The sequence below is a fragment of the Pseudomonas sp. PDM25 genome (assembly GCF_019219045.1).
Lineage (GTDB): Bacteria > Pseudomonadota > Gammaproteobacteria > Pseudomonadales > Pseudomonadaceae > Aquipseudomonas.
In genome coordinates, this window is sequence record NZ_JAHUWL010000007.1 from 302566 (window position 1) to 327940 (window position 25375).

At 57.8% G+C, this 25375-nt stretch carries 26 protein-coding genes, 1 tRNA gene and 1 pseudogene; 13 read left to right on the forward strand and 15 right to left on the reverse strand.

The genetic code is table 11. The annotated features are described in order from the left end of the window. Nucleotides 1-47: 47 nt before the first annotated feature. Entirely contained in the window at nt 48-1043 is a 996-nt protein-coding gene (dusA, locus tag KW848_RS15640) for a tRNA dihydrouridine(20/20a) synthase DusA (protein WP_218537382.1), read from the reverse strand. Nucleotides 1044-1401: 358 nt separating this feature from the next. Here dusA and KW848_RS15645 point away from each other — a divergent pair, with 358 nt between their 5' ends. The 3 genes from KW848_RS15645 (at nt 1402) to KW848_RS15655 (ending at nt 3790) form a co-directional block, all read left to right on the forward strand. Beyond that, a complete protein-coding gene (locus KW848_RS15645) occupies nt 1402-2874 on the forward strand; it encodes a PAAR domain-containing protein (protein ID WP_218537383.1) in 1473 nt (490 codons plus the stop codon). After that, the gene (locus KW848_RS15650) at nt 2871-3269 is read left to right on the forward strand and encodes a hypothetical protein (protein WP_218537384.1); all 399 of its coding nucleotides are present in this window, start codon (nt 2871-2873) and stop codon (nt 3267-3269) included. The genes KW848_RS15645 and KW848_RS15650 overlap by 4 nt, the downstream gene beginning before the upstream one ends. Before the next feature lie 131 nt (nt 3270-3400). After that, nucleotides 3401-3790, forward strand: a complete 390-nt coding sequence (locus KW848_RS15655) for a hypothetical protein (protein ID WP_218537385.1) — start codon at nt 3401-3403, stop codon at nt 3788-3790. A gap of 119 nt (nt 3791-3909) precedes the next feature. Here KW848_RS15655 and KW848_RS15660 read toward each other — a convergent pair whose 3' ends face one another. Further along, complete coding sequence (locus KW848_RS15660) at nt 3910-4179, reverse strand: short-chain dehydrogenase (RefSeq protein WP_218537386.1); 270 nt, start codon at nt 4177-4179, stop codon at nt 3910-3912. A gap of 474 nt (nt 4180-4653) precedes the next feature. Here KW848_RS15660 and KW848_RS15665 point away from each other — a divergent pair, with 474 nt between their 5' ends. Next, a complete protein-coding gene (locus KW848_RS15665; RefSeq protein WP_218537387.1) occupies nt 4654-4872 on the forward strand; it encodes a hypothetical protein in 219 nt (72 codons plus the stop codon). 76 nt (nt 4873-4948) lie between these two features. Here the strand turns inward: KW848_RS15665 and KW848_RS15670 are convergent, their stop codons facing one another. The 8 genes from KW848_RS15670 to KW848_RS15705 form a co-directional block, all read right to left on the reverse strand. Then, nucleotides 4949-5734 carry a transporter substrate-binding domain-containing protein gene (locus tag KW848_RS15670; protein ID WP_218537388.1) on the reverse strand — a complete coding sequence of 262 codons (786 nt, stop codon included), beginning with the start codon at nt 5732-5734 and terminating at the stop codon, nt 4949-4951. An 85-nt stretch (nt 5735-5819) separates the two neighbouring features. Next, nucleotides 5820-6089: a heavy-metal-associated domain-containing protein gene (locus KW848_RS15675; RefSeq protein WP_111450562.1), complete on the reverse strand. Its 270-nt coding sequence runs from the start codon at nt 6087-6089 to the stop codon at nt 5820-5822. Between the two features lie 99 nt (nt 6090-6188). After that, the gene (locus KW848_RS15680) at nt 6189-6596 is read right to left on the reverse strand and encodes a hypothetical protein (protein ID WP_218537389.1); all 408 of its coding nucleotides are present in this window, start codon (nt 6594-6596) and stop codon (nt 6189-6191) included. 286 nt (nt 6597-6882) lie between these two features. After that, the gene (gene copD / locus KW848_RS15685) at nt 6883-7818 is read right to left on the reverse strand and encodes a copper homeostasis membrane protein CopD (RefSeq protein WP_218537390.1); all 936 of its coding nucleotides are present in this window, start codon (nt 7816-7818) and stop codon (nt 6883-6885) included. A gap of 3 nt (nt 7819-7821) precedes the next feature. Next, entirely contained in the window at nt 7822-8193 is a 372-nt protein-coding gene (gene copC / locus KW848_RS15690; protein WP_192407297.1) for a copper homeostasis periplasmic binding protein CopC, read from the reverse strand. Between the two features lie 55 nt (nt 8194-8248). After that, nucleotides 8249-9160: a copper resistance protein B gene (locus KW848_RS15695; protein ID WP_218537391.1), complete on the reverse strand. Its 912-nt coding sequence runs from the start codon at nt 9158-9160 to the stop codon at nt 8249-8251. Nucleotides 9161-9171: 11 nt separating this feature from the next. Further along, entirely contained in the window at nt 9172-10869 is a 1698-nt protein-coding gene (locus KW848_RS15700; RefSeq protein WP_218537392.1) for a copper resistance system multicopper oxidase, read from the reverse strand. 113 nt (nt 10870-10982) lie between these two features. After that, on the reverse strand, nt 10983-11684 hold the full coding sequence (locus KW848_RS15705; RefSeq protein WP_192407302.1) for a murein L,D-transpeptidase catalytic domain family protein: 702 nt from the start codon (nt 11682-11684) through the stop codon (nt 10983-10985). An 82-nt stretch (nt 11685-11766) separates the two neighbouring features. Here KW848_RS15705 and KW848_RS15710 point away from each other — a divergent pair, with 82 nt between their 5' ends. The 4 genes from KW848_RS15710 to KW848_RS15725 all read left to right on the forward strand — a co-directional run bounded on the left by KW848_RS15710 (nt 11767) and on the right by KW848_RS15725 (nt 18002). After that, on the forward strand, nt 11767-13524 hold the full coding sequence (locus KW848_RS15710; RefSeq protein WP_192407304.1) for a murein L,D-transpeptidase: 1758 nt from the start codon (nt 11767-11769) through the stop codon (nt 13522-13524). A 194-nt stretch (nt 13525-13718) separates the two neighbouring features. Continuing rightward, nucleotides 13719-14510: a lipopolysaccharide biosynthesis protein gene (locus tag KW848_RS15715; RefSeq protein ID WP_256365179.1), complete on the forward strand. Its 792-nt coding sequence runs from the start codon at nt 13719-13721 to the stop codon at nt 14508-14510. A 370-nt stretch (nt 14511-14880) separates the two neighbouring features. Beyond that, nucleotides 14881-16452, forward strand: coding sequence for a GGDEF domain-containing protein (locus KW848_RS15720; protein ID WP_218537393.1), 1572 nt, complete (start codon nt 14881-14883; stop codon nt 16450-16452). A gap of 143 nt (nt 16453-16595) precedes the next feature. After that, on the forward strand, nt 16596-18002 hold the full coding sequence (locus KW848_RS15725) for a DUF1254 domain-containing protein (protein WP_218537394.1): 1407 nt from the start codon (nt 16596-16598) through the stop codon (nt 18000-18002). Between the two features lie 32 nt (nt 18003-18034). Here KW848_RS15725 and KW848_RS15730 read toward each other — a convergent pair whose 3' ends face one another. Then, nucleotides 18035-18373 (reverse strand): hypothetical protein, encoded by a 339-nt coding sequence (locus KW848_RS15730; RefSeq protein WP_218537395.1) that lies wholly within the window; start codon nt 18371-18373, stop codon nt 18035-18037. A 165-nt stretch (nt 18374-18538) separates the two neighbouring features. Here KW848_RS15730 and KW848_RS15735 point away from each other — a divergent pair. The 3 genes and pseudogenes from KW848_RS15735 to KW848_RS15745 form a co-directional block, all read left to right on the forward strand. Then, a pseudogene (locus tag KW848_RS15735) lies at nt 18539-18838 on the forward strand (EAL domain-containing protein); the annotation flags it as partial. Nucleotides 18839-18937: 99 nt separating this feature from the next. Beyond that, the gene (locus KW848_RS15740; RefSeq protein WP_218537396.1) at nt 18938-19732 is read left to right on the forward strand and encodes an exodeoxyribonuclease III; all 795 of its coding nucleotides are present in this window, start codon (nt 18938-18940) and stop codon (nt 19730-19732) included. A gap of 109 nt (nt 19733-19841) precedes the next feature. Then, a complete protein-coding gene (locus KW848_RS15745; protein ID WP_218537397.1) occupies nt 19842-20669 on the forward strand; it encodes an arylamine N-acetyltransferase in 828 nt (275 codons plus the stop codon). A gap of 3 nt (nt 20670-20672) precedes the next feature. Here KW848_RS15745 and KW848_RS15750 read toward each other — a convergent pair whose 3' ends face one another. After that, on the reverse strand, nt 20673-21158 hold the full coding sequence (locus KW848_RS15750; RefSeq protein WP_218537398.1) for a hypothetical protein: 486 nt from the start codon (nt 21156-21158) through the stop codon (nt 20673-20675). A 239-nt stretch (nt 21159-21397) separates the two neighbouring features. On the opposite strand from KW848_RS15750, the gene KW848_RS15755 reads away from it, so the two are divergent. Further along, a complete protein-coding gene (locus tag KW848_RS15755; RefSeq protein ID WP_218537399.1) occupies nt 21398-22915 on the forward strand; it encodes a nucleobase:cation symporter-2 family protein in 1518 nt (505 codons plus the stop codon). 122 nt (nt 22916-23037) lie between these two features. Here KW848_RS15755 and KW848_RS15760 read toward each other — a convergent pair. Continuing rightward, nucleotides 23038-23113, reverse strand: a tRNA-Asn gene (locus KW848_RS15760). A 227-nt stretch (nt 23114-23340) separates the two neighbouring features. Here KW848_RS15760 and KW848_RS15765 point away from each other — a divergent pair. After that, the gene (locus tag KW848_RS15765) at nt 23341-23571 is read left to right on the forward strand and encodes a hypothetical protein (RefSeq protein ID WP_008007186.1); all 231 of its coding nucleotides are present in this window, start codon (nt 23341-23343) and stop codon (nt 23569-23571) included. On the opposite strand, the gene KW848_RS15770 is transcribed toward KW848_RS15765, so the two are convergent. Both KW848_RS15770 and KW848_RS15775 read right to left on the reverse strand, forming a co-directional pair. Then, nucleotides 23568-23768 carry a hypothetical protein gene (locus KW848_RS15770; protein ID WP_192407320.1) on the reverse strand — a complete coding sequence of 67 codons (201 nt, stop codon included), beginning with the start codon at nt 23766-23768 and terminating at the stop codon, nt 23568-23570. The two genes, KW848_RS15765 and KW848_RS15770, sit on opposite strands and share 4 nt — an antisense overlap. Before the next feature lie 231 nt (nt 23769-23999). Then, on the reverse strand, nt 24000-25196 hold the full coding sequence (locus KW848_RS15775; RefSeq protein ID WP_218537400.1) for an amino acid aminotransferase: 1197 nt from the start codon (nt 25194-25196) through the stop codon (nt 24000-24002). Between the last annotated feature and the right edge of the window lie 179 nt (nt 25197-25375).

The window sequence follows — 25375 nt, forward strand, 5'->3', positions numbered from 1 at the left end:
GGTAAATACGATGCCAAATCAGACCACAGGTTCAACCCAAGCGACCGTTAACGCCCCTCAAGCAACTCCGCCGCCTGATCCAGCAACGCCAAAGGCTCTTTAGCCTTGTGAATATCGACCGACAACAACTGCCGAAACTTGCGCGCCCCGGGAAACCCGGTGCCCAGCCCCAGCACATGCCGAGTGATATGGTGCATCGAGCCGCCCGCATCAATGTGCGCGGCTATATAAGGCCGCAACTGCGCCAGCGCCTCGGCCCGGCTGATCACCGGCGCCGTGCTGCCGAACAGTTGCTGATCCACCTCGGCCATCACATAAGGGTTGTGATAGGCCTCACGACCCAACATCACACCGTCGAACGTCTGCAAATGCTCGTGACAGGCTTCCAGCGTCTTGATCCCGCCGTTGAGAATAATCTCCAACTCTGGAAAATCCGTCTTCAACCGCGCCGCCACGTCATAACGCAGGGGCGGGATGTCGCGGTTCTCCTTCGGCGACAACCCCTCCAGAATCGCAATCCGCGCATGCACCGTAAAACTCGTGCACCCGGCATCCCGAACCGTGCCGACGAAATCACACAACTCCTCGTAACTGTCCCGCCCATTAATCCCGATGCGATGCTTCACCGTCACCGGAATCGACACCGCATCGCGCATCGCCTTCACACAATCGGCCACCAACTGCGGATGCCCCATCAGGCACGCTCCGATCATATTGTTCTGCACCCGATCACTCGGGCAGCCGACATTAAGATTCACCTCGTCGTAACCGTGCTCCTGCGCCATTCGCGCGCAGGCGGCCAAGTCCAGCGGCACACTGCCGCCGAGTTGCAGGGCGAGCGGGTGTTCGGCTTCGTTGTGACGCAGAAATCGGTCGTGATCGCCGTTGAGCAACGCGCCGGTGGTGACCATTTCTGTGTAGAGGAGAGCGTGCTTGGAGAGTAGGCGTAGGAAAAAACGGCAGTGCCTATCAGTCCAATCCATCATGGGGGCGACGGAAAAGCGGCGGGAGAGCGGGGCGGGTGTGGCGGCGATTAGGGGCATTGGCGGTTCTGAGATGGGTGAGGCTGGGAGGTGGGGAGTTTATCAGGATTGGGGTTGCGGGGCTTAGGCCAGTCTTGCAGCGATGGTTCAGGGCAAGTCGGCTTTTGACCTTGGCTCGAGACCGGCTAATGGGTGTCCCCATTTCCTATCCGATATCCCTAATAAGAGATTGTGATCCACCATGGGCGGAGCGCCATCACTCAACATCTTGTGTTTGAGCTGTTATCTTCCCCCCTGCAATGACATGGAATCGGAACGCGGAGCACAACTCTTAGGATATTTCCTAACGCTTACGCCAGATCTTCCGGTTAACGTTATCTTGCCCACGCCTCGGGCCGGAACTCCTCAAGGACGATGTATGACCCCTTCTGCGCGATTAGGCGATAAACACACCTGCCCAATGCCCGGGCACGGCATTACTCCCATTGCATCGGCCAGCGGTGATACCAACATCGACAGTATGGGGGCTGCCCGTGTCGGTGATACCTGCGGCTGTGGTGCAGTCATTACCACGGGGTTCCGTTCGATTCTAGTGAATGGCCGACCCATGGCTCATTTGGGAAGCCCAACCAGTCACGGTGGAACGATCATCAGCGGGTCAGGTGATGTCGGCGGAGGGTTTGTCTTTAGTGCGAGCCCCGGAGCAGCAATCATCAACTTCGCGGCGCTCGGGGCGATACGCCCGAACGGAACTGTGGACGATGAAAAGATGGCTAGCCTATTGGCCGATCCAAAGCTCAATGAGAAGGCTGCCGCTTCGAATGCACTCGTAGACTCCAATACCCCGAAAGAGTCGAAGACTGAGGAACAATCGGTCTCCAACGATTCGAAAAGCGCTGAGCCGGGATTCCATATCGTCCAACAGCCTATGTCTCGCTCGGCACTTGAAGCGGCACTGTTTGAGCAACCTAGCGCAGCAATCCTGGAAAAATTTCGTACGATCAATCCACAGCTTTCGGCCTATGCCAAACCCGGACAGCTGATCGTTCTGAGCGACCCGAAAAACTTGCAATGCACCCGTGAAGACGCCTTGTTGATGGAAGCGGCTGAGAAAGTGAATTCGGCGCTTGGGCAGATGACCGATCAAGAAGCCAGTTTTATGGTGCAGCATCGTGAAGAGTTCGAATCCTTTCTCTCTCAGGGGTCTACTTCAGTTGGCGTCGGCGAAGCGATCTTTGCCAAGAACCTGGAGGATGTGAAAACCTCTCTTCGTGACATCGAAACCTTGCATCAGCGGACGTTCGTGCGTGACGGCAATTTGAGCTCGCCGGTTTTCTTTGCTGAGCGCAAAACGTTATTTAACCAACTTGATACCCGACTGACCTATCTGACTAAAAAAGCCATTGGATTCCCAGATCATCCGAAGCTGAAAACCGCGTTGGGTATTTCCAGTACAAGCCTGGTGCATAGTTGGACGTTGGCAGGTGCTCCTTCTCAGATTCCAGGTTATGCCACCCATTTAGACGGCGTGGCCAAGGCGGCAAAATACATTAAGTACGGTGGCTGGTTGGGTACGGCGGTAGGTGGAGGGGCGTCTTATATGAAGGTTCAGGACGTGTGCACTGCCGGAGATGCTGCGGCTTGTAAGCGTGTCAAGTTCACCGAAGGCGGGAGCTTTGCGGGTGGTTTTGGTGGTGGGGCCGCTGCCGGTACTTTTTTAGCAGGTTCTACTGCGGGAGCTATTTGTGTGGGTTTAGGTGTCCCTACTGGAGGCGTTGGCACTTTGGTATGCGGTCTCATAGTCGTGGGGGCTGGCTCTTTGGTAGGTGGTGCCATTGGTGGCACTGGTGGTGAGGCATTGGGTGAATTCATTTATGAGAAAAGCAGATGAATTTAGTTAACTCCGCATATGATCTTTCCGTCCTTTCGTTTGGTGCTGTTCTTCTTGGTTTATTCATTTGGATCGGCATATGTCTGCATTTGGCATATGCACGAATGGATGAGATGTTGGAGCGCCTAAAAAATTGCTCTGCTGTAATGAATCGCGCACCACTCCGGCACGCTGGTCCTTGGGGGAAACTGTTACTGGTAGGTGGCATATCGGGAATTGTTACTTTCCCAGGTATTTATCTTAAGCACGGCGGGGTCAGTATTGAGGACTTAAATAGTTTTCCCGCGCCGCTCAAGAAAAAGCTGGCTGTACTTCAGTGGGGCGTCATCTTGCTTTTGGCGGCGATGTTTGTATCTGTTGCGGCTATAAAAATAACAAAGGCCTACAACGTCTAACGACGTCGGTCTACGGTGTCTTATATGAAGGATCCGTGCGTGTGCACTGCCGGAGTGGGTTCTTTTGCTGCTGGCGCCGTCGGTGGGATGGGAGGCGAGATCATGGGTGACGTTATCTACGAGAGTGGGAAATGACCAACACTGCGCGCCTCGTTGGTTATCTGTGTAGTGCTGACATTTTTGGGTTGTTCATTTTACTCAGCGTTGCGCTGCATCTGGCTTACACCAAGATGGATACGATGTTAAGTCATTTGAATAACTGTCCTTCGGTGATGGTTCGTGAGCCGTTTAAAAACGGAGGACCTTGGGGGCGTTTATTCTTATTGAGCGGAATAATTGGGGTAGTAACCGCTCCTCATATTTATCTCCGTGACGGAAGGGCAAGCGCCGAAGACCTAATAAACTTTCCAGCTCCGCTGAAGCGTAGGCTGATACTGTTAAAACGCGGCGCTTGGGGGCTCTTGGGTGCGATGGGCGCATTTGTGTTGCTCTACAAAATTATCGTGGCCTACCAAATTTAACAGTGTCGGGGTGCCGGCATCTCATATTGCTGGCGTTCTCACGCTTTTGTAGGGGGGGCGGGTGGTCTGGGCCCCTGCGCGGGCGGAGGGGCGTCCGGAAAGGACGCCCCTTTGTGACATCAGGACGGTTCAGCATCCATACGTCGCGCAACGACATCCAGCACATCGCAGCCATCGCGCAAAGGTATGCAGCAAAGCATTGCGAAGTCGCTGAGTATCACTGAATCCGTGGTGATGTCGCCGCGCATCGCGAGGTTTTCCAGGATCTGTGTTACCGCGCCAATTCGGTAGCGTGCGGTGCTAAGCAGTGAATGCAGCGGTTGGGTGGTGTTTACGTACAGCGAGGGGAAGTCGTCGGCGTTGCTGGTTAAAGCCATAAATTCTTTCATGTGAAGCTCCATTAATTTGAGAAGAGCTACTACTCAATCGTCGCCAAACGAATGGGTGGTAGCCGTACGCGGGTTGGCGAACCGGGCAATGGAGAAACCGGCAGACCCTAAGGTCTCCCGCGCACAGCCACCATAAAACAGGCAGCTAAGTGCGTTCCGAAACGCTCCGAAAATGCTCGAAGGTTTCAGTTCAATTGCCATCGAGTCGCCAAACCCGACACGCCATTTTGGCGTTGGGTGGACTATAGGCCTCGAGACAAAAGCACAGCAATGCGCAAGTGTACGGACAATTCCCAGAGTCGTGTAGGACGTTGCTCTTTTGACAGTTTGTCTGGAGAACTCCCTTTTTTGCCTCAAGCAACCACTACCTGAACCAACGCTGTCACCCAGCAAAGTTTCATAATCCCTGGCGGCCTCGCGGCATAGGATAACGACCTAAGGTCACCGCGCTTCCCACCCACAGGAAACTGAAAAATGATCTCGAACCTCTTCAAAGTCGCTCTGATCGCCGGTGCATTGCTGTTGAGCGCCTGTTCGGGTGCAAGCACCCATAGCGAATTTTCGGAAGCCACCCTGCCGTCTGCCGGTTTTGGTCCGGGGCCTACCAACAACCCCAATAAGATGAATTTCCATGGCAGTGCGCTCGGCAACAGCTTCGGCGAGTACAGTTCGGGGTTGTTGCACGACGATTAACGGCGGAAGTGTTTCCGCCGTTTTGCGTTTTGCCTGATGTGCCGTGTGCTTTGGGTTGGCGACTGCTGTATAGCGGCTATTTGGGCTCGGGCGTGGCTATCCACTGACCCAAAACTTTCTGGTAGTTGCCTGTCACCTTGGCCAGGTGCAGCCACTGATCGACGTACAACTTCCAGGTCATGTCATCACGCGGCAGCAAGTAAGCCTTCTCGCCGTATTGCATGAATTGCTTCGGGTTCACCGCGCATAAACCAGGTTTGAGTTTCTGCTGATACAGCGCTTCCGAAGCATCAGTGATCATCACGTCAGCCTTCTTGTCCAGTAGCTCCTGGAAGATGGTCACGTTGTCATGAAGTCGTAATTGCGCCTTGGGTAGAAAGGCGTGAACAAAGGCTTCGTTGGTGCCGCCGGCCGGTTCGACCAGACGAACCGAAGGCTGGTTGATTTGCTCGACGGTCTGGTACAGCGCCTGATCTTCGCAGCGCACCAGCGGGATTTTGCCGTCGACGTCCAGCGTGGTGCTGAAGAAGGCCTTTTTCTGGCGCTCCAGGGTGACCGAGATGCCGCCGACGCCGATGTCGCATTTGCCCGCGAGCATGTCAGGCATCAGGGTTTTCCAGGTGGTCTGCACCCACTCGACCTTGACGCCGAGGCTGTCGGCCAACGAGCGGGCCATGGCGATGTCTATGCCCGAGTATTCGCCGTCTTCGGCTTTGACGGTGTAGGGTTTGTAGTCGCCTGTTGTGCACACGCGCAATTGGCCCTGTTGGATGACGCTGTCCAAGTGCGATTGCTCTGCCTGAGCGGCAAACGATAGAGCGAGCAGGCCACCGAGCATCATTGTGCTTTTCAGGTTGTTCATTGTTTTCCGGCTTCCATGATGGAGAGGGTGCTGAGAGTACTTACTTTCTGCTACACCGCTCAACATCATCCTGACCGGGGTGGACTCAGTGACAGCAGCAACTTGAACCGCCGCAGCCAGATTTCTTCTTTACGCTTTCGTGTTTGTCTTCTGTCAGTACGCTTGCTGGATACCCTGCCTCCTTCAATGCCGATAACAGAACATCGCTCTGGGTATCTCCAGTCACCTTGACCCGACCGGACGCCAGATCGACAGTCACTTCGCCCACTCCTGCGAGCGGTTGCAACGCGGCGTTGATGTGTTTGACGCAACTCCCGCAGCTCATGCCTTCGACTTGCAGTTCAGTGCTGTTCATTACGTAAACCTCTTTGACTGTGAGCGGCAGCTGGTGTGATGAAGTAGATCGATGGTTGACCTTGTCACGATGGCAAGGTCAAGCGCTTCTTAAAGGGCGTTAGTTGTTCATCGGCATCTTCATCATGCTCGACTGCTGATCCATCATTTTCATCATCATGCCCATCATCTGGTCTGAGCGGTCCTTGCCGCCGGACATGCCTTTGCCCATGCCCATGCCTTGGCAGTGGTTGTGCATCATGCCCATGCTGTCCTTCATCGTGGCCATGCCTTCTTGCATGGCGGCCTGGCGTTCGGCCGGGGTTTTGGCGGCGATCATTTTTTCGTGGGCGGCCTGCATTTTTTCCATCTGTTCGCTCATGGCCTTGTCTTGCGCGGTGGCGGTGGCGGTGGCGGCGGTGGTCGGTGCGGTAGGCGGTGTGTCGGGGTGATTTTCCTCGACGGCCAGAGCAGCCAATGGGCTACTGATGAGCAGTGCGGCGACGAGTGCTTTGAAGTGCATATGCATGGCAATCTCCAGTGAGTCAGGGACGTACAGGAACTGTTGGGCCGCGCTAAAGTGGCGAAGCCAAAGGGAGCGTCCGGAATTGCGGACGCCCGGAGGACGGTTTTAATTGTTGAAGCGAACGAAGCGCAGGCGTGCGGGCGGCCACAGTGCGAGCACTTGGCGGATCAACAGCGGTAGGTGAGTGCGGAACCGGAGCATAGTGCGTACTCGATCCGAGGGGTGACTTTGAGCTTAGTCCCGAGCAATGGGCCGTCATTGATCCATATCAAGTAGTGCCCTTTTTACGTTACTCCGCGCTCATTTCCATCTCTGGACTCAACGTCCCCAGCCAGGCCACCAACCCCACAATCAACACCGCCGCTGCCAATTCAACCACCACGCTGCGCCGCAATGCATTCGCCGCTACCTGGTATTGCCTGTCCTGCAGCGAACGCTCTAACAGTGGCCCAAGGTGAAACCGATTCAACGCGGCCAGCACCAGCATTCCGGCAAACAACCCGACTTTGATAAACAGCAAAATCCCGTAGGTGCTGAGAAACACCTCGTCAAGTTCAGGGCCGACAATGAACAGGTAGTTCACGATTCCCGTCACGGTGATCACGATCACAATCACCGCGCCCACCCATTCAAACCGCTTAACAGCACGGACGAGCAGCCGGATGCGTTCTTCGCTTTGCAGTGCGTTGATCCTTGATAACAAGGCAAATGCGATCAACCCACCCAGCCACGCCCCCGCCGCCAGCAGATGCAAGATGTCGGTGATGAAATGCCAATACCGCCGGCTACCTTCATCCATCGCTCCGTGACCGCTCCAGGCCAGGCTGGCCAAGGCGATAGCGCCGGCAAAAGACACGATCAGCAGGCTGAACCCGGGCGCACGTGGATTGAGCATCATCGCCAAACCGCCGACAACCAACGCGACAATGCGCACGACCCAGGCCAGCCCGACATCCGTCTCAAACACCATCATCTCGATATGCGGGCGCAGCTCGGCAAAGTCCGTCTCGCCGCTCATGGCGCTCGCCATCATCACCATGCTGGCGATGGAAAACAGCACAGCCAGCACCGCCGTTCCCACCAACATCGACCGAAACGGCAACGCCGCGCCCGATATCCGTTCCTGTCCTTTAAGGCTATAGAGCCCAAACAGCGCCAGCCCAAACAACAACATCAAATCCACATACAACCCAAAGCGCAGTGCAATGCTGACCGAGTCGCTCATCAATCACTTCACTTTGAACGTAACGTTGCCGGTAATCGGGTGGGTGTCCGATGACACCGCGCGCCATTCTACTTTGTAGGTGCCGGCAGGCAGTGGCGAAAGCGGTGTGATGACCATGGTTTTCGGATCGCTGCCACCAGAGACTTTGGCTTTCATCGGCATGGGGGAGTGCGCCATGCCGGGCATTTCGGTCATGACCAATTTTGCGCCGGAGAACTGGGTCATGAGGTTTTCCGAGAAGTGCAGTTCGACGGTGCCGGGTGCCGCGCCATCCGCACCTTCGGCCGGGGTGGAAGACAGCAGTTTCGGGTGCGCTTGAGCGAGCGCGCTCATGAGCAGTCCAATGACAACAGCGGTAGTTTTAATCATGCGCATGCAAGGCCTCTTACCGCTTTAAGCGGTTGTTTTTTTGGTTGTTGAGTTAATGCGTTTAGAACCACAGGCGAACACCGAGGACCAGGCGTGCTTCGCTGCGATCCTCACCTTCATCGTTGGCGTAGTCGGCGGTTTTGCCGTAGGTCCGGTTCCAGGTCACGCCGATATAGGGCGCGATTTCCCGGCGGATTTCATAGCGCAGTCGCAGTCCGGCTTCGGTGTTGGATAGCCCGGAACCGATCCCCCGTTGCGGGTCGTTTTTGCCGTAGACGTTGAGCTCGGCGGTCGGCTGCAGGATCAGTCGGTTGGTCAGCAGGATGTCGTAGTCGCCTTCCAATCGTGCGGCCGTTTGGCCGCCTTCACCGATGAAGGCGGTGGCCTCGGCTTCGAAGTTGTACAGCGCCATCCCTTGCACGCCGAGCGCGGCCCAGGTTTGCGGGTCGCCGGGTTTGAAGTCCTGGCGAACGCCGGTCACCACGTCCCACCACGGGGAGATTGCGTGGCCCCACAGGGCCTGGATTTCGGCGTCTTCGGTTTTGCCATTGGTACGTTCGCCTTCGGAGCGCAACCACAGGCGATCGATGTCGCCGCCGATCCAGCCGGAGAGATCCCAGGCCAGGGTGCTGCCGTTGTCAGCGTCCTGCCATTCGAGTTTATCGGCGAGGAAGTAGTAGTTGAGCGCGGTGTCATGCACGTTGTGCCCGGTCGGGCTTGCGTACACGGCGGCGCGGTCGGCATCGGTCAGCGCCGGGATCGGCGTGCGGCTTTCGGTCGGCGCGGCGGGCTGCATCTGGCCGTCGTCCATGCTTTGCATTTGGCTGTGGTCCATGGCCGGCATCTGGCTATGGTCCATGCCCGGCATCTGGCTGTGATCCATGTTCTGCATGTCGTCGGTGGCGGCCATCGCCGAGGAGAGTGTCAGGCTCGCGGTCACGAGTACCAAAGAGAGGGAGGTGAGTCTGGTCATGGATAGGCGCCTCATTCTTCCACCCGAACTTCACGGAACATGCCCATTTCCATGTGGTACAGGAGATGGCAGTGATAGGCCCAACGGCCGAGTGCGTCGGCGGTGACCCGATAGCTGCGTCGGGAACCGGGCGGCATGTCGATGGTGTGTTTGCGCACCATGAATTCACCGTTCTCGTCTTCGAGGTCGCTCCACATGCCGTGCAGATGGATCGGGTGAGTCATCATCGTGTCGTTGACCAGCACCACCCGAACCCGCTCGCCGTATTTGAGGCGCACAGGTTCGGCGTCGGAGAACTTCACGCCGTTGAACGACCAGGCGAATTTCTCCATGTGGCCGGTGAGGTGCAGTTCGATGGTACGGCTGGGGTCGCGACCGTCCGGGTCTTCGAAGGTGCTGCGCAGGTCGGAATAGGTCAGGACGCGGCGGCCGTTGTTGCGCAGGCCGAGGCCGGGATCGTCGAGTTTGGGGGCGGTGGTCATGGCTTGCATGTCCACCAGCGGGTTGTCTTTTTCCGTCTCGGGATGGGACTGCATGCCGGGCATGGCCATGGTGCTGTGATCCATGCCCGCCATGCTGCCGTGATCCATGCCGCCCATGCCCATGTCATCCATGGTCACCAGCGGCCGCGGGTCCAGCGGCGGTACCGGTGCGGATAAACCCGCCTTCGCTGCCAGCGTGCCGCGTGCAAATCCCGTCCGATCCATCGACTGGGCGAACAAGGTGTAAGCCGCTTCGGTTGGCTCGACAATCACATCGAAGGTCTCGGCCACCGCAATGCGAAACTCATCGACGCTCACCGGTTTGACGTGCAGGCCATCCGCAGCGACCACCGTCATTTTCAACCCGGGAATGCGCACGTCGAAGTAGGTCATGGCGGAGCCATTGATGAAGCGCAGGCGCAGCTTCTCGCCCGGCCGGAACACGCCCGTCCAGTTCGAGTTCGGCGCCTGGCCGTTCATCAAGTAGGTGTAAGTTGCGCCGCTGACGTCTGCCAGGTCGGTGGGGTTCATCTTCATTTCGGCCCACATCTTTCTGTCGGCGACTGTGGAACCCCAACCTTTCTCGCTGACGTCGTGGATGAAATCACCCACGGTGGGCTTGTTGTAGTTGTAGTAATCGGATTGCTTTTTCAGCGTCTTCATCAGGCTGACCGGATCTTCATCGGTCCAGTCGGTCAGCATCACCACGTAATCGCGGTCGTACTGAAACGGCTCCGGTTCCTTGGCGTCAATCACCAGCGGCCCGTAAACGCCGGACTGCTCCTGAAAACCCGAATGGCTGTGGTACCAGTAAGTGCCGTTCTGCCGGACCTTGAACTGGTAAACGTACATGCCGTCCGGCTCGATGCCGTGAAAGCTCAGCCCTGGCACGCCGTCCATGTTGGCCGGCAGCAAGATGCCGTGCCAGTGAATGGAGGTGTTGGCGTTGAGTTTGTTTTTCACCCGCAGCGTCACCGTGTCACCTTCGCGCCAGCGCAACAGGGGGCCGGGAATACCGCCGTTGATGGTCATTGCGGTGCGCGGGTTGCCGGTGATGTTGACCGGGGTTTCGCCGATGAACAGGTCGAAGTCGGTGCCCGCCAAAACCTGGGGCTCGCCAGGGCTGGTGACCGCCCAGACAGGCGTGCGCCATAACCCGAGCCCGCCGAGGAGCCCGCCCGCGGCCAGCCCCTTCACGAAGGTGCGTCTTGATGTGTTGGAATGCATTCCGTTTTCCCGGTCCGTCAGCGTGGAGAGAGCTTGACGACGAGGCTAACGGGCGGTGCCTTTCAGCAGGCTGAGGCGGGGATTACAGTTTTGTCAGGTTCATGCTGTATTTATTAGCGTGTACCGGGTGTTGACGCTGAGGCCACAGTGCCGCCACCGCAATTGATATACGAAGACGACTTCAACCAGCGCTGATCCGGATAGTAAGAAAACAACAACTGCCCATCTTTCATCGAATCAATCAACTTATGCGCAATCGCCGGCCGCACCGCCGGACAACCCAGGCTTCTACCGATCCGGCCATTCGCTCGGGCAAGAACCGGACTGACATAGGGCGCCCCGTGAATAACGATCGCCCGCTCTAATGCGTTGTCATTGAACCCCGGCTCCAGACCTTCCATGCGCAAGGAATAACCATTCTGGCCGACATAGCTCGATTGGGTCCGATATAAACCAAGGCTGGTGGCAAAGCTTTCATTCTGGTTGGAGAACTTGACCGCCATGTTCTCGCCGCTGTTGCGACCGTGGGCGACCAGTTCGTGGAACAGTAATTTGCGTTTCTTCAGATCGAACACCCACAACCGTTGTTCGGTCGAAGGCAGTGAGTAGTCGATGACAGCGAGTCTTTGGACAGGGGCTTTGCCTTGGGCCAAGCTGCATTGGGTAGCGCGTACGGCCAGCCCGATGACTTTGGCGTTGGCGTCAGGTGCTGCTTTGAGCAGCGCGGCTTCAAGCGAATCGGCGTAGGCTGCCGGTACTGAAACTGACGTCAGCAGCAGGGCCGTGAATAGGAAGCCAAAGCGGTCTAGCGCCATATGTAAATCTCACATTAATGTTTCGAGTCTAGCAGTGTGCAGAAGTGCTAGCCGTTGAATACGGGGCGATTAAGGATTATCCATGGGGCAGTTAACAAGGTTATTCGTCATAAGCCGCATCTTTTTTATGGGCTTTCTGATCAGCGGCGCAGCGATTGCAGAAACTTCGCCGATTGAGGCGGTATCTGCCGTCATCAGCAGAGCTGGCGCGGCACCTGACGATTACGTCGCTCAAACGATTCAGGCGGCATTTGAGCCATTGAGTTCATCGTTTCCACCCTTGCTCACTTCCCGTGGCTATCGACGGGTGGATCCGAGTCGTGTGGTCATGGATTTTTACATGCATCGGGGTTACCGCTCGGCTTGGGCGAACGACAGCGATGTCATCCAGTTATTGAAAAGCCTGAGCGAGACCCAGGCCGATGGGTTGGACCCCGCGGACTTTCATATTGATGAGTTGGCGAAGGCCAGAGCGTCGATGCAGGCAGCAGAGCCGACGGTGGCGCAACGGGCGGCATTCGATATCGCGGCCACCCGGACCTTTGTCACCGCGCTGCTGCAATTGCGGCGCGGCAAGGTTGACCCTTCGCGTCTGGACATCCATTGGAACTTCGACCCCGTCGGCGCCGATCCTCGTGGTGACATGAATAACTTGTTCGCCGCGCTCGATGCTCATGACGTGGCGCGCGCTTTCGCCGAAGCTCCGCCACAAGAAGCGGTTTACCGCAGCCTGCGCGTGGGCCTGGCGCAACTGCGCAAGGTTCGGGACGCGGGCGGCTGGCCGAAGATTGCCGAAGGCCAGTCGCTCAAGCCAGGCATGGATGACGCCTCTGTCGCGCAGTTGCGAGCACGTTTGGTGGCAGGTGGTTATCTGGCCCCATCAAAAAAGCCACGCACTGATTACGACGACAGCGTCACTGCAGCGGTGAAAAAGTATCAGGCCGAGCAATACCTGGGGGCGGATGGCGTGGCGGGGGCCGCGACACTAGCTGCGTTGAATGTGCCCGTAGAGGCGCGGATAGACCAGGTTCGGGTGAACATGGAGCGTGCGCGTTGGTTGCTGTACAAACTTCAGGGCACTTTTGTCATCGTTGATATTGCGGGTTACAAGGTGGCGTTTTATCGCGACGGTAAGGCGATATGGCGTTCCCGGGTTCAGGTCGGTAAGCCGTTCCGCAGTACGCCGGTGTTTCAATCCGAGATTACTTATGTGACGTTCAACCCCACCTGGACCGTGCCGCCGACCATCCTCGTCAAAGACATGCTGCCGAAGATTCAAAGAGATCCCGGCTACCTTGCGGCCAACCGGATAAGAGCGCTTGATCGAGAGGGGAATGTGCTCGATCCAGCGACCGTCGACTGGAATAATGCGCGCGGTATCACGCTGCGACAGGATGCAGGCCCGGACGGCTCACTCGGGCAGGTGGCCATTCGGTTTCCCAATGAATATTCGATTTACCTCCACGACACGCCGCATCGCGAACTGTTTGCGCAATCGCGTCGAGCCACCAGTTCAGGCTGCATACGCGTGGAGAACCCACTGCAGTTAGTTGAACTGCTGTTCAACGACCCGGTTCGTTGGAACAGCGCCGGAATACAGGCCCAGTTGGCTAATGGCAAGACCGAAAACATCAGGCTTCCCGTCAAGGTGCCGGTGCTGTTGGCTTACTGGACGGTGGACCTGAGTAGCGATGGTCGAGTGATGTTTAAACCGGATGTATACGGCTACGATTCCGCGGTACTGCGGGGATTGAATCTGCCTTCGGAATTGCCTGTTCTGGATGTGCGACGAGCAGGAACTTCCGCTGTTGCAACGGGGCAAAACCGGCAATGGCCGTGAAGGAAGCGGGACTTGCTATCCGTATGTAACGGTCAGGTCATCGATGCACCAGCGATGCAAGCGCTCTGCATCAACCTTTGCGCTCCGTCGCAGATTCCGGGGTTGGTGAAGCCAAAAGGTTGGCTCACCCGTTGAAAACTATCACAATGCAAAATAGTCACCGATCATCGATGTAAAGGAATAGGAAATTGAAGATGGATGTTGCGCAAAAAAAACCGGCACTCAACACAGGTATGCTTGATGTGCATGACCTCGATGAGTGCCGCAACATCCAAAAAGGTGCCGTGTTTATCATCGCCTCGGGGGCGTCAGCTAAAGATTTTCCGCTGGAAAAGTTTGCAGACGTTCCGATGATCACGATGAACGGCGCCATTTCCATGTTCTCCGGGACAGGTATCAAGCCGTTCTTTTATGCCTGTACGGATCAAGGCTTTTCCCGACAGCAACCCGAACTGTTTTCAGAGGCCATGCGCATCAGTCAACGGGTTGCACTGTGGCAAGAGCACATTTGGCATACGACAGTAGCGCCTGAGGGCGAGCTGTATTTACTCGGTCGAGCACCCAAGCTCTCCTGGACTGACCTGGTGTTCAGGGCCGATAAAGAACTCGTCAGAAGTCGCAAACTCGGAAATGGCCGCAATAGAACCCTTGGCTTCAGCAAGAACCTTAAACGCGGTTTTTTTGATGCCCGTACCGTGGCTTATCTGGCTTTGCAAATTGCGTATCACGTGGGGTTTACCAAGGTGTTTCTGGTTGGCGTCGACTTGAATCAGTCTGTAAGCCGTTTTTACGAAGGGGCCGACACGGTCGCGTCGCCATGCATGCTCGATCAGCATTTTTATACGAGAATCCTGCCGTCCTTCGAGATCTTGTCGAAGTACGTTGTGGATGAAGATTTTCAGGTCTACAGCCTGTCCAATTCTTCAAGGATTCCAGATGAACTCATTCCCCGAGTGACGCTGGAAGAGATCGACAAGTTGATCTAAAGGTTGTTCGTACTTTATTGAAATGGGCGCCCTCGAGGCCGCCCTCGAGAATGGGGGCTTGCTGAACCCCCTTATTGATTCCCTACAGTTCCTGATTCCCCCCGCAAAAACTCCACCAACGTCTGTTGCAACCCGGTCAGCGCTCCCTTGCGGCTGATCAATGCCAACTCGGCCGGTGGCAATTCGGACAGGTCGGTGCACACAGTGTGCTAATGCGCCGGGGGGATGCAGAAAGTGTCCGGGCGCATATGCACCGTGCGATGCGGCGGCTAGCCAAAGGACATTTGCCCCATACCCCCCCGTAGACTAAGCTCAAAAAAAATAAGGGTTTTGGGGTGTTACCCATGCCTTACCCTTACAGGACGAGCTTTTGCCTATCCCTGCGCACGATCCGCACAACGCCACCGGCGTCACGTTGAAACGGTTACCTCTGCGCAAAGCAGCGGTACTGTTTATTGCGGTCGTGTGCCTGAGCCTGTGCGGTTTGCTGTACCTGCAACTGGAGCAGTCGCGCCGGCATGATCTGGCCTTGGCGCAAGTGGCGTCATCAAACCTGACGCGGGCCATGGCGCAGCAGGCCGAAGACACCTTCATGCAAGCCGATCTGGTGCTGACCAGTCTGGCCGACTGGATTCAGGCTGACGGTTTCGGCGCGCCCCAAAAGGCACGCTTGCAGAAAACATTCGCCCGGCGGGTGCAGGCGCTGAATCAATTGCACGGGATATTTCTGTTCGACCAAAAAGGGCAGTGGGTCGTTACCTCTTTCGACGAACTGCCACGCGGACCGGGTGTGGGGGATCGCGATTATTTCAAGTTCCACCAGCAGAACGTCTCCTCCCAGGCGCACATCGGGCCGGCGATTCGCAGTCGGGAAAATGGCGAATGGATCATCCCGATATCCAAGCGTGTGAACGACAAGAATGGCAATTTCGAGGGCGTCTTGTTGGCCGGTATCAAGATGGCGTACTTCGATCAGTTCTTCAAAAGCTTCAGCATTGATGACAACGGTTCGATGTTTTTGGGATTGACCGACGGAACGCTGCTGGCGCGACGGCCGTTCGTGGAGTCGCAGATTGGCACATCACTGGCCAAGAGCGAGATCTTCGAGAAATTGCTGCCCGACGCGCCTTCCGGTAACGCGATGTTCAGCTCGCTGGTCGATGGTGTTGTGCGGTTGTATGGCTACCGTCAGCTCGACGCTTATCCGTTGGTCGTGTCTGCCGCCTCGTCCAGGGAAGCGATTCTCAAGGATTGGTACGACACGGCATTTCGCTCCTCAGTCATCGTTGCCCTGGTGGTGTTGGGCGTGGGGCTGTTCGGTTGGATGTTCCTTTATCAGGTGCGTGTCGGCGAACAGGTCGAGGCGGATTTGCGCAAGGCAAAGGAAGCGTTGAAGCTGATCGCGACCCACGACAGCCTGACCGGCCTGGGCAATCGCCGGCTGTTCGAGGGCGCGCTGGACATCGAGTTCAGCCGAGGCGCCCGGCAGTCGAGTTCACTGAGCCTGATCATGCTCGATATCGATTACTTCAAGCGCTACAACGACGCTTACGGCCACGTGGCAGGGGACCATTGCCTGGCTGAAGTGGCGCGGGCGGTGAAGGGGTGCTGCCATCGAAAAGCCGATCTGGCCGTGCGCTACGGCGGAGAGGAGTTTGCGGTGTTGTTGCCCGACACCGATATTCACGGCGCGCTGGTGATTGCCGAGCAGATCCGTCGCAGCGTCATGGACAAGAACATCATCCACAGCGGTTCACCCACGGGCTTCGTGACGGTCAGTCTGGGTTGTTATTCGTTTGTACCGACGGGGCGGGACAGCATGGAAGTGTTCATCGAACGTGCGGATGCGGCGCTGTATCAAGCCAAGCATTCGGGGCGAAACCGCTCGGCGGTGCTGTCGATGGAAGGTGGTGTCGATGCACTGCTGCGTTCGGATCGTTGAGGTGTCTATCGAGGGTGTTTCACCCGCGCAACACCCCGGCCAGCCGGCTGTCTGCCTGTCAGATCCCCTTCACTTGATCGTCTAGAGTTGCGGTAACGCTGCCAATCCCGGCAGGTCTCCCCACCGCACGGATGATCGTCAAAATGTTGATTACTCAAGCATTGACAGCCGTTGCTCTAACCGTTGCAGCCTGCGCCATCTTTCCGCTCGCGAGCCATGCCCAATCGAAAGTCACAGCCGAAGAAGCACACGCCATCGGCGTGGATGCCTACGTTTATTTTTACCCACTGTTGACCATGGACATTACCCGTAAGCAATTCACCAACATCGAACCGGGCAAGGAGTTCGGTAAAGGTCCGATGAATATGTTTGTCAGCGTGCCGCAGTATCCACCTGCAAATTTCAAAGGGGTGGTGCGCTCGAACTTCGACACCTTGTATTCCATTGCCTGGCTGGATTTGACCGAAGAACCGCTGGTGATCGCAGCGCCCGATACGGCCGGGCGTTTTTACTTGCTGCCGATGCTCGACATGTGGACCGATGTATTCGCCTCACCGGGCTGGCGCACCACGGGCACCCAGGCGGGGCAGTTTCTGGTGACACCGCCGGGCTGGACCGGGACGGTGCCTGCCGGACTGAACCATCTGCCGGCGCCCACGCCCTTTGTCTGGGTCATTGGCCGCACCAAGACCGACGGCGCTGCGGACTACGCGGCGGTGCACAAAATTCAGGCTGGCTACACCGTGACACCGTTGTCCCGGCTGGGTAAAAGCGCCGAGCCGGTCAGCGTGAACATTGACCCGGCCGTGGACATGAAGACCCCGCCAAAGATCCAGGTCGACGCAATGTCGGCGGCTGACTACTTCGCCTACGCCGCCGAATTGCTCAAGGTGCACCCTGCGCACATCAGCGATCAACCGATCCTGGCGCAGATGACGCGCATCGGTATCGAGCCCGGAAAATCCTTCAACATGGATGCGCTGGACCCTGAAATCAAAGCAGCGCTTCAGACCGTACCCGAGGACGCGCAGGCGCTGATGACGTGGAAGGTTCCCACCCTCGCTCGCGTGGTCAATGGCTGGTCGATGAACACCGACACCATGGGCGTCTACGGCAACTACTACCTCAAACGCGCGATCGTTGCGCAGATCGGGCTCGGCGCCAACTTGCCCGAGGATGCGATTTATCCGCTGAACATCGGCGATGTCGAAGGCAAGCCACTCGATGGCGCGAACAAGTACGTGCTGCATTTCGACAAGGGTGAAACGCCGCCGGTAAACGCTTTCTGGTCGATCACCTTGTACGACCCCGAGGGTTTCCAGGTCGGCAATGCGCTCAACCGCTTTGCACTCAGTAGCTGGATGCCATTCAAGACCAATGCTGACGGTTCGCTGGATATCTACTTCCAGCACGAAAACCCTGGCAAGGATCTTGAAGCCAATTGGCTGCCGGCACCGAAGGGCGGGTTCAACCTGACCATGCGTTTGTATGGGCCCAAGCCCGAGGTGTTGAACGGCAAGTGGAATCCTCCGCCGGTCAAGCCAACCTAATTCCGCGTTTCAGACCCAAAAGCAGCCGACGATCATCGGCTGCTTTTACGCGTCCAGCTGCCCGTCCCGCCGCCGGCACCACCCGTTCCACCGCCCGCCGCGCCCGTGCCACCCCCCGCGCCAGAGCCACTGTTCCCGGCATTGCCACCATTTCCGCCACCCGACGAGTCCGATCCGCTATTGCTGCCGTTAGCGCTATGGTCGCTCGAGGGTTGGTCAGGGTTATTGTTGGGCGCCATGGTCGAGCCGCCGATTGAGCCCGATCGGGTGCCGGTCGCATCAGCGCCATCGCCTGAGGCTGCAAAAATACCGACGGACAGGGTGCACAGCACTCCAGCCAGTAACAGCGAAGTCATTTTGATGCTCATCATGGTGCGTCTCCAAAGATGAGTCGTTACCTGATGTGGGGGTGATGGACAGAGCGCGTGGTGCCGGTTGGTTGACGAGTGGCCAGTGTGTCCATGAGCAGGCATTCTCGGCATTAAAAGGTACGCGGGTGTTGCGTGCAATTACAGGGCAGCGGCCGTCGATTGGCCGGCTATTCGTCCCTGGGTTACTTGCGCACGTACCCGTTCGACGGGATCAAGATCGACAAGCGTTTCATCTCGTCCATGAGCGGCGGCGGCAATGACCGGGCCGTGGTGCAGGCGATCATCAACCTAGGCAAAGCCATGGGCCTGACCGTGACGGCAGAGGGCGTCGAGACCCTGGAGCAACTGGACTTCCTGGTCTCGGACCAGTGCCATGAGGTGCAGGGTTTCTACTTGAGTCGGCCGATGGAAAAACTGGCGTTGCTGTCTTTGCTGAAGGCATCGCATGACGAGTTTTCAGTGTAGGGGCGTGCCTTTAGTCGCCTGTTTCGCTCGTAGAGGCAACTGCCGGGGCGCACCTCTGGTCACAACTGGACATCGACCCTGCGTTGCGAGCGTTGGCCCATGAAGAACCTGAAAATCGCGACATTCAACGTCAACGGCATGCGCGCCAGACTGCCGAACTTGCTCGCCTGGCTTGAGCGCGAGCAGCCGGACATTGCGTGTTTGCAGGAACTCAAGTCAGTCGACAGTGCATTCCCCGCCGCCGAGCTTGAGGCCGCAGGATACGGCGCGCTCTGGCAAGGTCAATCTTCGTGGAACGGCGTGGCGATTCTGGCGCGGGATGCGCAGCCGCTGGAGAGTCGTCGAGGTCTGCCGGGCGATGACAGCGACACCCATAGCCGGTATCTGGAGGCTGCCGTGCACGGGATTCTGGTGGGCTGCCTGTACCTGCCCAACGGCAACCCGCAGCCGGGGCCGAAGTTCGATTACAAGCTGGCGTGGTTCGAACGACTGATCCACTACGCGCAGACGCTTCAGGCCAGTGAACATCCCGTGGTGCTGGCCGGTGACTACAACGTGGTGCCCACCGATCTCGACATCTACAACCCGCGATCCTGGCTGAAGGATGCGTTGCTGCAACCTGAAAGCCGCGAGTGTTATCAGCGCCTGCTGGCCCAGGGCTGGACCGACTCCTTGCGCCATCTGTATCCAGAGGATCGGCTCTATACCTTCTGGGATTATTTTCGCCAGCACTGGCAAAAAAACTCCGGGTTGCGCATCGATCATCTTTTGCTTAACCCGGCACTGAGTCCTTATCTGCAGGAGGCCGGTGTCGATGCCTGGGTTCGCAACGAGCCCCACGCGAGTGATCATGCGCCGGCATGGATTCGATTGAGTTCGCGCAAGCGGCGTTGAGATTGAAGTGGGTGGCGATTGGCTAAATCAATTGTCGGTCGACCCGCTTTTTCCCTTATACATGGCGCCCATCGGCGGAGAAATCCGGCCCCTGCATAAGGACTGAGCAATGAGCGAGCCACAGCTGAGCAATCTTGCGTTGTATCTGCAGCGCCTGGGCTTCGATGCGCCTCCGGCGCCGACCCTGGACACCCTGCGCCAACTTCAACTGCGCCACACCGGCGCCTTCCCGTTCGAAAACCTCAGCACGTTGTCGGGGCAACCGGTGCTCATCGACTTGCCGTCCATCGAGCAAAAGGTCCTGCACGACGGTCGCGGCGGTTACTGCTACGAACTCAACAACCTGTTCCTGGCCTTGCTCCAGGCGCTGGGCTTCGACGCTCGCGGCATCTCCGGCCGAGTGGTCATGGGCCAGCCCGAAGGCGCGTGGACCGCCCGTACGCACCGCTTGAGCCTGGTGACCCTGGACGGCGTGCGCTACATCACCGACGTCGGCTTCGGCGGCATGGTGCCCACCGCACCGCTGATGCTCGATACCCCGGCTGAACAGCTCACGCCCCACGAACCCTATCGCATCGAGCAGCACGAGGATGGCTACACCCTGCGCGCCAACGTCGGCGGCGAATGGCGGGCGATGTACATTTTCGATTTGCAGCGCCAGGAAGACATCGATTACGCCGTTGGCAACTGGTACGTCTCGACTCACCCCGAATCGTCGTTCGCCAGACAGTTAATGGTGGCGCGCACCGGGGAAGGGTGGCGCCGCACGCTGAACAACGGCAGTTTTGCGATTCATCGGATCGGTCGTGAGACTGAACGGCGGCAGGTGGCGGATGTGGATGAATTGATGGGTTTGTTGCGCAGCGAATTCGACATTCGGGTGCCGCGGGAGGCGGCGTTGCGCCGAGTTATCGAAGGGCTGATTCAACAGCCCTGAACCTCACAGCTCCAGCCCCTCCTGCACCACCGAAAGCAGGGTGTCTTCGGTCATGGCGATCGCATCCGGTTGTTGCCCGGATTGATCGATCGCCTGCAGCCACCACTGTGTCTCGCCGTGTTCGCTCACGGTTCGCAGCATCGAGAGTGCCTTTCCTTGGGTGCGGATCTCGACCCGCCCGGCACCATCCTCGGTGAAACGAGCGACGGGGTCGAAGGTGATGCTGTGGTGGTTGCCTTCAATCAGTAACTGATCGATGGCGTAGTCGTAGGTCGCCCCGTCAGGATGACGCTCGAAGACGTGCGTCGGCACTCGCCGAATGTTCAGCCCGGCTTCGCTGAGCGGCGCCAGCCAGGCTTCGATGAGGTGGTACAGGTCGTAAACCTGTGCAGGCCAGCTGTCGATCTGCTGATCGGCACAGTGTGTCGTGTCGGCACTGGACTGCTGGGTTTGCTTCAGTTTCGCGACGAGTTGGTCAGCCTTGCTCATGTCGATTTCCTATCGTGGTCTCAGTGAGAGCGTACCTCTATCAAGGTAGTGCACGTCTTGCCTTGCGTCATGTTGCCGGGAGGTTTTGGTTTCAAGGGGCTTGCCGACGATGAGTCTCGCGGGCTTGGAATGGCCATGTGTCCATAATCTGACTGGTTAGTTGTATACAACTCTATAGACATTTGTCCTGAGTCTTGCATACAGTGTGCGCATAACAAAAACCAGGGAACCCCCCAACCATGAAAACGCCCCATGTTTCACACCAACGGCCTGAGGACGAGAATCTCGGGATCGGCGCGAATATGGCTTACGGCCTGCAACACGTTCTGACCATGTACGGCGGCATCGTCGCGGTGCCTTTGATCATCGGCCAGGCGGCCGGGCTCTCGCCAGCGGACATCGGTTTGTTGATTGCTGCTTCATTGTTTGCAGGGGGGCTGGCGACATTGCTGCAAACCCTGGGCTTACCGTTTTTCGGCTGCCAATTGCCGCTGGTACAGGGCGTGTCGTTCTCTGGCGTCGCGACAATGGTGGCGATTGTCAGCAGTGGCGGGGAGGGCGGGTTTCAATCGATTCTCGGGGCGGTGATTGCCGCGTCGTTGATCGGCCTGCTGATCACGCCGGTGTTCTCGCGAATCACCAGGTTTTTCCCGCCGCTGGTCACGGGCATTGTGATCACCACCATCGGCCTGACGCTGATGCCAGTCGCTGCACGCTGGGCCATGGGCGGCAACAGCCATGCCCCGGACTTCGGCAGCATGGCGAACATCGGTCTGGCGGCGGTGACGCTGGTGCTGGTGCTGCTGTTGAGCAAGATCGGCAGCGCGACCATCTCGCGCTTGTCGATCCTGCTGGCGATGGTTATCGGCACGGTGATCGCGGTGTTCCTTGGCATGGCGGACTTCTCGTCCGTCACTCAAGGTCCGATGTTTGGCTTCCCGACGCCGTTCCACTTCGGCATGCCGACCTTCCACTTCGCCGCGATCCTGTCGATGTGCATTGTGGTCATGGTGACCCTGGTGGAAACCTCGGCTGACATTCTGGCGGTGGGTGAAATCATCGGCACCAAGGTCGACTCCAAACGCCTGGGCAACGGCCTGCGCGCCGACATGCTGTCGAGCATGATCGCGCCGATCTTCGGTTCCTTCACCCAAAGCGCGTTCGCCCAGAACGTCGGGCTGGTGGCGGTGACCGGGATCAAGAGTCGATTCGTAGTAGCTACCGGCGGTTTGTTCCTGGTGATCCTCGGTTTGCTGCCGTTTATGGGCCGGGTCATCGCCGCTGTACCGACTTCAGTCCTCGGTGGCGCCGGTATCGTGCTGTTCGGCACCGTGGCCGCCAGCGGTATTCGTACGCTGTCCAAGGTCGACTACCGCAACAACGTCAACCTGATCATCGTCGCTACCTCCATCGGCTTCGGCATGATCCCCATCGCTGCGCCGAACTTCTATGACCACTTCCCAAGCTGGTTCGCCACGATCTTCCACTCGGGCATCAGCTCGTCGGCGATCATGGCCATCGTGCTTAACCTGACCTTCAACCACCTCACTGCCGGTAACTCCGATCAGCAGTCGGTGTTCGCGGCCGGTACTGAGCGGGTGCTGCGTTATCAGGATCTGGCGGCGCTGCGCGAAGGGGATTATTTCAGCGAAGGCAAGCTGCGTGACTGTGACGGGAATGAGATTCCGGTGGTGGAGGCGGACCATGAGCACGCAGAGCCGCGGACGGTGCATGCGAAAAGTAGTGAGCATGTCTGACGCCGACACTCGCTGAAAAAGGCCGATCTGTTGAAGAGACAGATCGGTTTTTTTTGTTTTTCCGTCAGCCACAAAAAAGCCCCTGAACCTTTCGATTCAGGGGCTTTTCGATATTGCTTGTCTGGCTCCACGACCTGGACTCGAACCAGGGACCCAGTGATTAACAGTCACTTGCTCTACCAACTGAGCTATCGCGGAATGGCGTGTATGTTACTGATTCAAAAAGAGAAGTCAAGCACCTGTTAGTAATTTGACGGGTTCATGGGGACGGGTGGTGGTTTATCGACCGTGGGCGGTTACCAGAATCGCCTCAGAGGTCTACCATGGCCGCCCGGAAGTGGTTACACGCGCTGCCGGCCATTCGCCGAAAAGGTACGCGCCATGAATCACCCAATCACCACACCTCGCCACAACGGGGTGTTCGCATGAGCATCGCTCAAATCAGCCTGCCCAAAGGCGTCGGCCCTCACGCCGAAAAACTGTTCGACGCAATCACTCAGGCCAGTACCGCTGATGAATTGAACCGTGCTGGTGGCAAGGCCGAAGGGTTTGTCCTGGGCCTGGAAAGCACCAAGGCCATCAAAAGCCAGGTCGCCGAATCGCTCTACGTCGCCTATGACGACGCTGCCAGCCAGCGCGCGACCGAATTGGCTTAACCGCCGAAGGTCACTGTAGCGAGCGCCAGTTTGGCGTACAGCATGGTTGCGGCCAGTTGCACCAGCCACAAGGCCAGGCCGCCGAGAAACACGCCGGCAGCGACTTGCATCACCAGATTGTTACTGCGTTTGGCCGGGGTACGAGGCACGAAGTGGTCCAGCTCATCGCGGTCGGCGCGTAGGTCATCGTTTTTCATGTGGGTTCTCGTAAGAATTCGGATGTACATAAAACCTGTGGGAGCGGGCTTGCCCGCGATGAGGCCATCACATTCAGCATTGATGTTGGCTGGCTGGCCGCTATCGCAGGCAAGCCAGCTCCCACATTTAATATGTGTGCAGTCTAGAGCGGTCGTTCGCTGCGCTGGGAATTATCTGAGGCAAATAAAACGGGAAGCCCAAGGGCTTCCCGTTTTTTACCACTCGACGATTCAGATCACCGCAACGATGGCCTTGGTCACGACGTCGATGTTGCTCTGGTTCAACGCGGCCACGCAGATACGACCGGTGTCCAAAGCGTAGATGCCGAACTCGCTGCGCAGGCGCGTCACTTGCTCAACCGTCAGGCCGGAGTAAGAGAACATGCCACGCTGACGACCGACGAAGCTGAAGTCGCGCTGCGGAGCATTTTTCGCCAGCATGTCGACCATCTGAATGCGCATGCCGCGAATCCGCAGACGCATTTCAGCCAGTTCTTCTTCCCACTGGGCACGCAGTTCCGGGCTGTTCAGTACAGCGGCGACGATGCTTGCACCGTGGGTCGGCGGGTTGGAGTAGTTGGTGCGGATCACGCGCTTGACTTGCGACAGCACGCGCGCGCTTTCTTCTTTCGATTCGCTGACGATCGACAGGGCGCCCACGCGCTCGCCGTACAGCGAGAACGATTTGGAGAACGAGCTGGAGACGAAGAAGGTCAGGCCCGATTCAGCGAACAGACGCACGGCAGCGGCGTCTTCATCGATGCCATCGCCAAAGCCCTGGTAGGCCATGTCGAGGAACGGTACGTGACCTTTGGCTTTCACGACTTCCAGCACGTTGTTCCAGTCCGCCGGGCTCAGGTCCACACCGGTCGGGTTATGGCAGCACGCGTGCAGGACAACGATGGAGCCGGACGGCAGGGCGTTCAAGTCTTCCAGCAAGCCAGCACGGTTCACGTCGTGGGTGGCGGCGTCGTAATAGCGATAGTTCTGCACCGGGAAACCGGCCGTTTCGAACAGCGCGCGGTGGTTTTCCCAGCTCGGGTCGCTGATCGCCACCACGGCATTCGGCAGCAGTTGCTTGAGGAAGTCGGCACCGATTTTCAGCGCCCCAGTACCGCCAACGGCCTGGGTGGTGATGACGCGGCCAGCGGCGATCAGTGGCGAGTCATTGCCAAACAGCAGTTTTTGCACGGCCTGGTCGTAGGCGGCAATACCGTCGATTGGCAAGTAGCCACGGGAAGCGTGTTGAGCGACGCGAATCGTCTCGGCTTCGACAACGGCGCGCAGGAGTGGAATTCGCCCCTCCTCGTTGCAGTAAACACCGACCCCCAGGTTGACCTTGTTGGTACGGGTATCGGCGTTGAATGCTTCGTTGAGGCCCAGGATTGGATCGCGTGGTGCCATTTCGACAGCGGAGAACAGGCTCATTTTGCGGCGGCTCTGAATGGAAAGTGGAGGGACGTGTCGCGCTCCAGCCGAATGCACTAGAGCGGTGCACAAACGGGGAGCTAGTATAGAGGCCATCTGCGATTGATGGCGACAGACGATTCGGCTTTTGCGGTAAGTTTTTCCGATTATTTCTCGACCGTTAGTCGATTGGCATCGTC